Below are 8,250 nucleotides of genomic sequence, written 5' to 3'. Positions count from 1 at the left end.
GGCGGTGCCGCCGGCGGAGCGGATCTCCTCGGCGACGCGTTCGAGCTTGTGCATCCTGCGACCGACCAGCAGGACCGCCGCGCCGGATTCGGCGAGGCCGAGCGAGATGCCGCGGCCGACGCCCTGTCCTCCGCCCGTGACGATCGCGACCTTGCCGGCCAGGCGGTTGTCGCGGTCGGCGCCGGGCCGTGCGGCCGCGCCCGGCTGGTCGGTGCCCGCCCCGGGCGTGTTCTGGGTGTTCTCGGTCATGGGGTCCTCCGTGGTTGATCGGGATCTCGGTGGGCGGCGATCACGCCGTGATGATGGTGACGAGGCCGGCGACCACCACGAGGGCGATCACCGACGAGCGGAACACGTGGGTCGGCAGGCGTGTGGCGATCGCGATGCCGAGCTGGTTGAACGCCACTCCGACGACGACGCAGGCCGCGAGCATGGGCGTCAGTTCCCGCAGGTCGACGTCCGTGCCCGCCCACAACAGCGCCAGGGACACGATGCTGGTGACGACGAAGTAACCGGCGAGGTCGGCGATGAAGCTCAGTGGGGGCAGCCTGGCGCGGCTGAGCAGCAGCACCACGGGCGGCCCGTTGAGTGAGGTGGTGGTGGAGAAGTAGCCGCCGATCACGCCTGTGACCGCGGTGAGCCGGGCCGACGGCGGGCGCGCCACTCGTGCGGTCGGAAGTGCCATGGCCAGCCCACACAGGATGGTGATGACCCCCGCCGCCGGTTTGAGGTGCTCTTCGGGCAGCATGCTCACGGTCTGCACGCCCAGCCAGGCGCCCGGGAGACTCGCCCCGCCGAGGATGGCGACGCGTCGCCACTCGATGTGCTGGCGGAGTTGGTAGGTGACACCCACCCTCGTCACCAACGCCACCACGAGATTGACCACGACCGTCTCGGTCAGGCCGATGCCCGCCATGAGCATGAACGGGGTCGCCATGAGCGACGTGCCGAATCCGGTCATCCCTCCTATGACCGAGGCCACTGCCACGCACACGGCCGCGACCCAGATCAACTCCATGACGGTCCGTCCGACCTCCTACCGGGGCCCGGTGCTACTACTGGGCGCTCGACGGTGCGAGGTGGTTGTCGTTGAGCTGGAAGCTGGGCACGTCCTTGAGGTTGATCATCGCCTCGTAGGTGCGCTTGTAGCCGGTCTTCGTGATCATCCAGCGCCCGTCGATGCGCGCGTAGGTGTCGGAGTAGAACGCGCTGCCGAAGATCATCGTGTCGAACGCGGGGACGATCACCCGGTCCTGCAGGTACCAGCGGCCGGTGGCGGTGTCGCCGTCGACCTCGATCTCCGGGTGGTGGGCCTGATGCTCGGTGATGACGTCGTTCGTCATCTGCCCCTGTAGTCCGGTGACCACCTCGTCGCGGCCGGTGTAGGACAGGCGCTTACCGTAGGACGCGGTGACGTCGGGCGCGAGCGTCTGGGCGAGCTCGTCCCACAGCCGCAGGTCGACGCAGCGGAGGTAGCGGTACTTGAGTGACTTGATGGCGTCGATGTCGTCGCGGCGGTCGGGAGTGCTCATCGCGGGCCTTTCGCAGAGGGTCGGGGCGCACGTGTCGCGCGCACAGCAGCGACTGTAGTCAATTGTGTACAGTTCGGGAATGGAAACCGGGAAGAATGCCGTCGGAGGCGCGCCAGGCGCCCCGAACGGGGACGGCAGCCGTGGCGACGACGACAACGCGGGCAGCCCGTCCCCCACACGCCCGACCGGCCGCGACGAGGTCCGCTCGGCGGTCATGCGGGAGGCCCGCAGGTTGCTGTCCGATCGCGGTCCGAACGTCCCGCTGCGCGATATCGCCGACGCGGCGCAGGTCAATCTCGGCCTGATCCACCGACACATCGGGCGCAAGGACGCGCTGCTCACCGAGGTGATGCAGGATGCGGTGCGCTACGGTGCCGCCCGCCTGGAGGACCTCGACGACGCCGGTGAGGCCGCGCGCGGGATGCTGCTGGGAGCCTCGTCGCACCCGGAGATCAGCCGGCTGCTCGCGTGGCTGGCCCTGGACCGCGAGGCGGCGTTCCCGCCGATGCTCGACCCGTCGCAGCGTCCGGCGGCCGCGTTGCGGCGGATGACCTCTCCCCCGCCCGCCGGCGACGTCGAGCTGCTGCTGGTCTTCACCGCCGTGTACGCCTGGCCGGTGCTCCGGGGCGCGCTGCTCGACGCGCTGGACATCCCCGAGGCCGATCGCGAGGGCATCGACGAGCGGCTGGCGGATCTGCTGGCCCGCGTCATCACCGGCGACCGCTGAGGCCCCCGCCCGGCCCCTCAGCGGTCGGCAGGCCCGTCGGGTGTGGCGTACTCGGCGGGTGTGGCGTGCTCGGCGGCGGGTGCCGGTTCGGTCGGCCCCTGGTCGAGGCGGAACGGCGGGTACTCGTCGCGCAGCAGCAGAACGTACGACGCGACCCGGTAGACCCAGCGGTTGAGGCCGACGTTCAGTGCGAACAGGCCCGGCAGGTAGCGCCCGGTGAACAGCAGGCCGATCGCGGCGATCAGCACCAGGAGTCCCAGCAGGGTGAAGCCGACGCTGATGCCGTCGTTGTCGGTCGAGGCGTCGACCGCCGCCGCGCCACTGCCGGTGATGATGCCGACGATCAGCAGGTGCGGGATCACCAGTAGCCACCACTTGACCAGCACGAGACCCCGCGACAGACGTTCGGGGTAGACGACGTCCAGATCGGCGGGGTAGTCCGCCCGGCCCAGCGCGAAGGGCGGGTACCGGTCGGTGCCCAGGGCGGCGTAGGCGTAGAAGCCGACCCGCCAGTGCCACCGCATCGCGCCCACGATGAAGGAGAACCACGAGCGCGGGTAGCGGCCGGTGAACAGGATCGCCAGGCCCGCGGCCACCGTGACCACGACCGCGGCGAAGCCCAGGACCGCCAGCACGATGTAGTGCGGAATGGCCAGCGCCCACTTGATCAGCCACAGTGCGCGGGAGACGCCCGGATCCAGATGGCCGGTCAGCCGCAGCGGATCGGGGCCGGTCAACCGGCCCGTGACATCAGCGCCCGGGACGCCCGCGGTTCGGCGTTCGACGTCGCGCCCCAGCCCGGCGGCGCCGAGCAGGATCAGCGGGATCCCCAGCACCAGACCGACGATCCCGGCGATCAGCGTGGCCGGGTTCGCGAATCCGAACAATTCGGTGTGGGCCCCCGCCTGCACGTCCACCCACACCGGGCGGCTGCCGTCGCTGTTCATCACGACGATCGCCCAGTTCCCGGACCGGAGGTCCACATTGAGGGTCTGCTGGGTGGAGCCGGTGACGGAACGCTCCCAGAACCGCTCGTCGGCGGGAGGGCCCGGCACCCGCGTCCCGGGGACCTCGTCGACATCGCCGTTCTCATCCGAGCGGGTCGACCAGTCCGTCGCGTCCATGCCGTAGCCGTCGGCCCACGGGTCGGTGCCGAACACGGCGTGGGGCACATCCCGGAGATACTCGTCGACGGCATCGGCGGGCGCCATGCCGAGGAACACCCGTTGTCCCGGGACGACGGGGGTGGCGCGGACCCGGACGCTGATCAGGTCCTCGAGATCGAACGCACCCGAGGAGGCAGCCTGGTCCTCGTCCAGGTTGAGGGTGAACGGGGCCGTGATGATCGCGTTGCCGACCGAGCGGAACTGCTCGGTCTGGGTGTACGCGTACCGCCCGTCCCGCTGCGAGGCCTCGGCGACGGCGAGAAAGATGCCCGCAGCGCTCAGCGTCAGGCCCAGCGCCGTGAGCAGCACGCCGGCAACGAGCATGATCCAGTTGAGTGGACGGGCCCCCTGCCCGGATCTGGGCGTGGCCGTCGAGCCGGGGTTCGGATCGGAGTGGGACGGAGCGGGTTGCGGAGCACCCATAGCGGTTCCTCAGGAGTAGGTGTCACGACACTCGTCTGGATCGACGATGCCGTCGTAAAGATGACTATATCGTTATATTCGCAGTGTAACTGCGTCGATTGTGTGTTGATTTCCCGTCCGGCCTCGACCCCCTCCGCCGCACCCGGCGGTGGCCTAGGGTGACGGGGTGATCCGCCGCCTCGTCTCCCGCGCCTTCTGGTTCTTCAGCCGTTGGGAGTTGTCGACCCGACCGGCTCCGGATCGACCCACGGTGCTCTTGGGCGCACCGCACACGTCCAACTGGGATTTCGTGTTCATGCTCGGTATCGCCTGGCGACTGGGCATCGACATGCACTGGCTCGGCAAGGCCAGCCTCTTCACCGGGTGGCGCCGGCCGATCATGCGGGCGCTCGGTGGGGTTCCGGTCGATCGGGCGAACCCCGCCCGGGTCGTCGAGGACGTGGTCGGGCAGGTCCACGCGGGCGAGACGTTCGGCCTGGTCGTCGCCCCGGACGGCACCCGCGGCGGGCACACGCACTGGAAGTCGGGTTTCTACCGGATCGCCCGCGAAACCGGCATGCCGGTGACGCTGGGCTACGTCGATCGCAGCACCATGACGACCGGGCTCGGCCCGACGATCGATCTGACCGGCGACGTGGCCGCGGACATGGACAGGATCCGTGCCTTCTACGCGGACAAGGCCGGGTTCCATCCCTCAAAGCGGGTCGAGCCCCGTCTGGTCGACGAGCGCCGGGCGGCGGGCACGGATGCCGAGTTGCCGCAGGAGCAGCTCGACTGACGTCCGGACTGCTGTCGGGTTCCCGGCCGCGCTCGTCGGTGCGGGATACTGGCTCCATGGACGGCCTGCGCGTGACTCCGGGGCCCGGCGCGCCCCGTGGCCTCACAGTGCCGGCGGGAGACCTGGTCGAGCGCTTCTCGAGGTCGTCGGGCCCCGGCGGCCAGCACGTCAATACCGCCGATTCGCGCGTGCAGCTGAGCATCGACCTGGGCACCACGACGGCGTTGGACGAGGTCCAGCGCGAACGGGCCCTGCGCACCCTCGCCCCGAAACTGTCCGGCACGGTCCTCACCGTCAGCGTCGAGGAGAACAGGTCGCAGCGGCGCAACCGGGCGACGGCACGCCGGCGCCTCGAGGAGCTGTTGCGCGAAGCGGTGGCGCCGCCGGCCGCCAGGCGTGCGACCCGACCCACCCGCGGTTCGCAGCGGCGACGTGTCCGGCATGAACGCCGCCGGGCCGAGATCAAGCGCAATCGGAGGCGCCCCGACCACGACTGATGCCCGGTCGCAGGTCAGGCCAGGCCCGTCGCGGGGAGCGAGACGAACCCCCGGGTGAACGGCGAGAGCGCCCGAACCGCCGAGTCCCGGTCGACCCCGACCGTCGGGTGCGCGGCGTAGAGCTCCTCCACCGCGATGCGTGCCTGGAGCCGCGCGAAGTGCGAGCCGATGCAGAAGTGTGGGCCGCGGGCGAACCCGAGGTGCCCGCTGATCTCGCGCGTGATGTCGAGCTGCCCGGCGGTGGGACCGAACTCGCGCTCGTCGCGGTTGGCCGAGCCGTAGAGCATCATCACCTTCTCCCCCGCCGGGATCGTCGTCCCGCCGACGGTCACCTCGCGGGTGGTCGTTCGCGCGAGCGCCTGCACGCTCGACTCGAAGCGCAGGCACTCCGAGAGCGCGCCGGGGATCAGCCCGGGGTCGGCCGCAAGCATCTCCCGCTGCCGCGGATGGGAGCCGAGCAGCGCGACGGTGTGCGAGATGAGGTTGCCGGTGGTGTCGTTGCCGCCGGCGACGATGACGAAGCAGAAGCCGAGGATGTCCCAGTCGTCCAGCCGCTCGCCCTCGATCTCGGCCTGAGCCAGAGCGGAGATGAGATCGTCACCCGGGTGGGCCCTCCGCTCGGCGATGAGTTCACCGAAGTAGGCGAACATCTCCGCCACCGCGTCCACCGCCCCGCCCTCGAGGCCGGCCGGGCGGAATCCCTCCTCCTGCAGGGTCGTCAGCGCACTGACCCACGGGCCGAACAGCGGGCGGTCCGCTGTCGGCAGGTCGAACAGGTGGGCCAGCACGAATGTCGGGATCTGCGCACTGAAGTCGCGGTGGAGATCGACCACCTCGTCGTCGTCGTACCTCTCGGCCATCTCCGCCAGCCGCCCACGGACGAAGTCGCGGATCCGCGGCTCGGTGGCGGCGACGCGCTTCGGGGAGAACGCCTTGGCCAGCAGCCGCCGCTTCCCGGAGTGCTCGGGCGGGTCCATCATGACGATGGTCGGGGCCAGCCCCAGCTTCTCGATCTCGTCGCGGTAGAAGGTCAGCCCGCTGGCGGAGGAGAACGTCCCGGGATCGCACACGGCGGCGTCGACGTCGGCGTAGCGGGACAGCGCCCAGAAGTCGGGGTGGGCGGTGGTGCCGTCGCCGCGGTGATGGTGCACCGGATCGGTCTCGCGCAGCAGCCGGTAGCCCGGGTAGGGGTCGGCGAGGTGCGCGGGGTCGAACGGGTTGAACGTGGGGGCCGTCGCGGGCTGCTGCATCATGGCGCCATTTAACACGGACTGTTAAACAATGGGAAGGGCCCCTCTAGACTCGAGCGCGTGCCCCGCCCCACCACCCCGCGCTCCACTACCCCCCGCCCCACCACACCCCGCGCCACGGCCACCCGGGACGCCCTCTACCTCGCCGGGCTGCGCCGCTTCGCCTCGGACGGCTGGCGGACGGCACGGGTCCGCGACATCGTCGCCGATGCCGGCCAGGGCAACGACTCCGCGATCAACTACCACTTCGGCGGCCGCGCGGGATTGCTCGCGGAGGTGCTGCACCGCGGCGTCCTGCGGATGGAGGCCGAGCGACGCGCGGATCTGCACACGTGGGCGTCGTCGCCGCCCGACCTCGCCGAGATCGTGCGGGCGGTGGTGTCCCCGTTGGCGGACCTGTTGGACGACGACGAGGGCCGCTGGACGCTCCGGGTGATCGGCCAGCTGGGAGCACTCGCGGAGGTGGGCCGGACGGTCAACAACGGGCCGGTCGCGGACACCGCACTGCAGGATCAGCTGGAGATGCTGGTCGCGGCCGCGACGGCGGCGTGCGGCCCGGACCTGGCCCGCCACCGGGTCCGGCAGTTCATCGTCATGCTCACCGCCGAACTCGCGGCGCGGGCCTGCGATCCGCCGGAGGTCGGTCCCCCGCACGGCACCTATGTGGCGGACCTGATCGACGGGTTCGCGCGAGGGCTCGCGCGGCCTGCGCCCCGCCCCTGAAGGACACCTCCGAGCCCCCCACCAGTCGTTATATCGTCTTGATCTCAGACCTTGCGCCACCGGGCGGGATCAGTAGCGTGGGGGCATGAGCACTTCCGAGATGATCACGTCCCATCCGAATCCGACCGACGGCCTCGACGTGGACCTGCTCGCCGAGGCCATCGACGCGGCCGCGTCCTGCGCCACCACCTGCACGTCGTGCGCCGACGCGTGCCTCGCCGAGGAGTCCGTCGCCGACCTGCGCGACTGCATCCGCACCGACCTCGACTGCGCGGATGTCTGCGCCGCCACCGCCGCCCTGCTGAGCCGCCGGACCGGCAGCAACCTCGAGGTCGTCAAGGCGCAGCTGACGGCGTGCCGGACGGCCTGCGCCGCCTGCGCCGACGACTGCGAGCAGCACGCCGAGATGCACGAGCACTGCAAGCACTGCGCCCAGGCCTGCCGCCGCTGCGAGAAGGCCTGCGCCGACCTGCTCGCCGCGATCGGCTGAGTTCACGATCGGCTGAGCTCACGATCAACAGCGCCCCCCGGTGGCAGCCGGGCGAGCCGTCTGGACCGGCGGTCACTTTCGGCCTCCCAGTTCGTAGGCCGATTCATCCCAGAGCGTGAAGTAACGCTTACCAAACTCGCGGCGATGTTACTGCTGGGAGAAGGGGTGGTGAGTGTCTCCCGCAGTCGCACAGAGCCGATCCGCGGCGGTGCCTTGCCGAGGGAGACACGATGGTCGGCTTCAGGCGGTCCAGACACAGAGATCGCCGCCCTGCCGGAGACGACGCTCCGCGCTCGGCCTCCCCTCCGGGGCTCGGCTGGGCCGTCCTGGGTGTGGCGCTCCTCCTCGGCCTGTTCTTCCTGGTGCCGCTGGGCCTGGAACGATCGGCTGCGGTAGTTCCGACCACATCCGCCGACCCCGTCCCGCAAACTCCCGGTCCGCAGACCTGGGTCCTGTCGTCGACCGTCGCCGATCCGGGCCCGAACGCCGGTGACTCCGAGGCCGAGCGCGACCCGAAGGGCGCCCGCGCCACCGGAGAAGACAGGGGCGGCGTCGGCGACGGCGACGATTCGGCGTCCGTGATCATCCGGGTCCCCGCCGCCGGCCCGACCCCTGAACCCGGGGCCGTCTCGGCGACCACCACGGCGCATTCCGCCGCGCCGCC

General features: G+C 70.8%; 11 protein-coding genes. 6 read left to right on the top strand and 5 right to left on the bottom strand.

All coding sequences use genetic code 11. The features are described 5' to 3' along the window. The 3 genes from G6023_RS06955 to G6023_RS06945 all read right to left on the bottom strand — a co-directional run. On the bottom strand, nucleotides 1-249 hold a 249-nt coding region (locus G6023_RS06955), incomplete at its 3' end, for an SDR family NAD(P)-dependent oxidoreductase (RefSeq protein WP_241727736.1). Between the two features lie 40 nt (nucleotides 250-289). Next, nucleotides 290-1,018, bottom strand: a complete 729-nt coding sequence (locus tag G6023_RS06950; RefSeq protein ID WP_182634674.1) for a sulfite exporter TauE/SafE family protein — start codon at nucleotides 1,016-1,018, stop codon at nucleotides 290-292. 37 nt (nucleotides 1,019-1,055) lie between these two features. Next, complete coding sequence (locus tag G6023_RS06945; protein WP_182634672.1) at nucleotides 1,056-1,532, bottom strand: nuclear transport factor 2 family protein; 477 nt, start codon at nucleotides 1,530-1,532, stop codon at nucleotides 1,056-1,058. 79 nt (nucleotides 1,533-1,611) lie between these two features. On the opposite strand from G6023_RS06945, the gene G6023_RS06940 reads away from it, so the two are divergent. After that, complete coding sequence (locus G6023_RS06940; protein ID WP_227022230.1) at nucleotides 1,612-2,259, top strand: TetR/AcrR family transcriptional regulator; 648 nt, start codon at nucleotides 1,612-1,614, stop codon at nucleotides 2,257-2,259. A 17-nt stretch (nucleotides 2,260-2,276) separates the two neighbouring features. Here G6023_RS06940 and G6023_RS06935 read toward each other — a convergent pair whose 3' ends face one another. Continuing rightward, on the bottom strand, nucleotides 2,277-3,749 hold the full coding sequence (locus tag G6023_RS06935; protein WP_182634670.1) for a DUF4389 domain-containing protein: 1,473 nt from the start codon (nucleotides 3,747-3,749) through the stop codon (nucleotides 2,277-2,279). A 265-nt stretch (nucleotides 3,750-4,014) separates the two neighbouring features. Here G6023_RS06935 and G6023_RS06930 point away from each other — a divergent pair, with 265 nt between their 5' ends. Together G6023_RS06930 and arfB are read left to right on the top strand one after the other, a co-directional pair. Further along, on the top strand, nucleotides 4,015-4,626 hold the full coding sequence (locus tag G6023_RS06930) for a 1-acyl-sn-glycerol-3-phosphate acyltransferase (protein ID WP_067716419.1): 612 nt from the start codon (nucleotides 4,015-4,017) through the stop codon (nucleotides 4,624-4,626). A gap of 56 nt (nucleotides 4,627-4,682) precedes the next feature. Next, nucleotides 4,683-5,123, top strand: coding sequence for an alternative ribosome rescue aminoacyl-tRNA hydrolase ArfB (arfB, locus tag G6023_RS06925; protein ID WP_182634668.1), 441 nt, complete (start codon nucleotides 4,683-4,685; stop codon nucleotides 5,121-5,123). A 14-nt stretch (nucleotides 5,124-5,137) separates the two neighbouring features. On the opposite strand, the gene G6023_RS06920 is transcribed toward arfB, so the two are convergent. Then, nucleotides 5,138-6,376 (bottom strand): cytochrome P450, encoded by a 1,239-nt coding sequence (locus G6023_RS06920; RefSeq protein ID WP_241727735.1) that lies wholly within the window; start codon nucleotides 6,374-6,376, stop codon nucleotides 5,138-5,140. Nucleotides 6,377-6,433: 57 nt separating this feature from the next. On the opposite strand from G6023_RS06920, the gene G6023_RS06915 reads away from it, so the two are divergent. The 3 genes from G6023_RS06915 to G6023_RS06905 all read left to right on the top strand — a co-directional run. After that, the gene (locus G6023_RS06915; protein ID WP_182634666.1) at nucleotides 6,434-7,096 is read left to right on the top strand and encodes a TetR/AcrR family transcriptional regulator; all 663 of its coding nucleotides are present in this window, start codon (nucleotides 6,434-6,436) and stop codon (nucleotides 7,094-7,096) included. 85 nt (nucleotides 7,097-7,181) lie between these two features. Further along, nucleotides 7,182-7,586, top strand: coding sequence for a four-helix bundle copper-binding protein (locus G6023_RS06910; RefSeq protein ID WP_182634664.1), 405 nt, complete (start codon nucleotides 7,182-7,184; stop codon nucleotides 7,584-7,586). 332 nt (nucleotides 7,587-7,918) lie between these two features. Continuing rightward, the coding region (locus G6023_RS06905) for a hypothetical protein (RefSeq protein WP_206680985.1) at nucleotides 7,919-8,250 on the top strand (332 nt) is incomplete at its 3' end.

It is taken from the genome of Dietzia sp. DQ11-71, assembly GCF_014144995.1.
Lineage (GTDB): Bacteria > Actinomycetota > Actinomycetes > Mycobacteriales > Mycobacteriaceae > Dietzia > Dietzia kunjamensis.
This window is presented reverse-complemented; position numbering and strand designations above follow the sequence as displayed.

Excerpts from the sequence above, each read along its gene's own strand:
- G6023_RS06950 (WP_182634674.1), bottom strand. The coding sequence starts at position 1,018 with ATGGAGTTGATCTGGGTCGCGGCCGTGTGCGTGGCAGTGGCCTCGGTC.
- G6023_RS06945 (WP_182634672.1), bottom strand. The coding sequence starts at position 1,532 with ATGAGCACTCCCGACCGCCGCGACGACATCGACGCCATCAAGTCACTC.
- G6023_RS06940 (WP_227022230.1), top strand. The coding sequence starts at position 1,612 with ATGGAAACCGGGAAGAATGCCGTCGGAGGCGCGCCAGGCGCCCCGAAC.
- G6023_RS06935 (WP_182634670.1), bottom strand. The coding sequence starts at position 3,749 with ATGCTCGTTGCCGGCGTGCTGCTCACGGCGCTGGGCCTGACGCTGAGC.
- arfB (WP_182634668.1), top strand. The coding sequence starts at position 4,683 with ATGGACGGCCTGCGCGTGACTCCGGGGCCCGGCGCGCCCCGTGGCCTC.
- G6023_RS06920 (WP_241727735.1), bottom strand. The coding sequence starts at position 6,376 with ATGATGCAGCAGCCCGCGACGGCCCCCACGTTCAACCCGTTCGACCCC.
- G6023_RS06910 (WP_182634664.1), top strand. The coding sequence starts at position 7,182 with ATGAGCACTTCCGAGATGATCACGTCCCATCCGAATCCGACCGACGGC.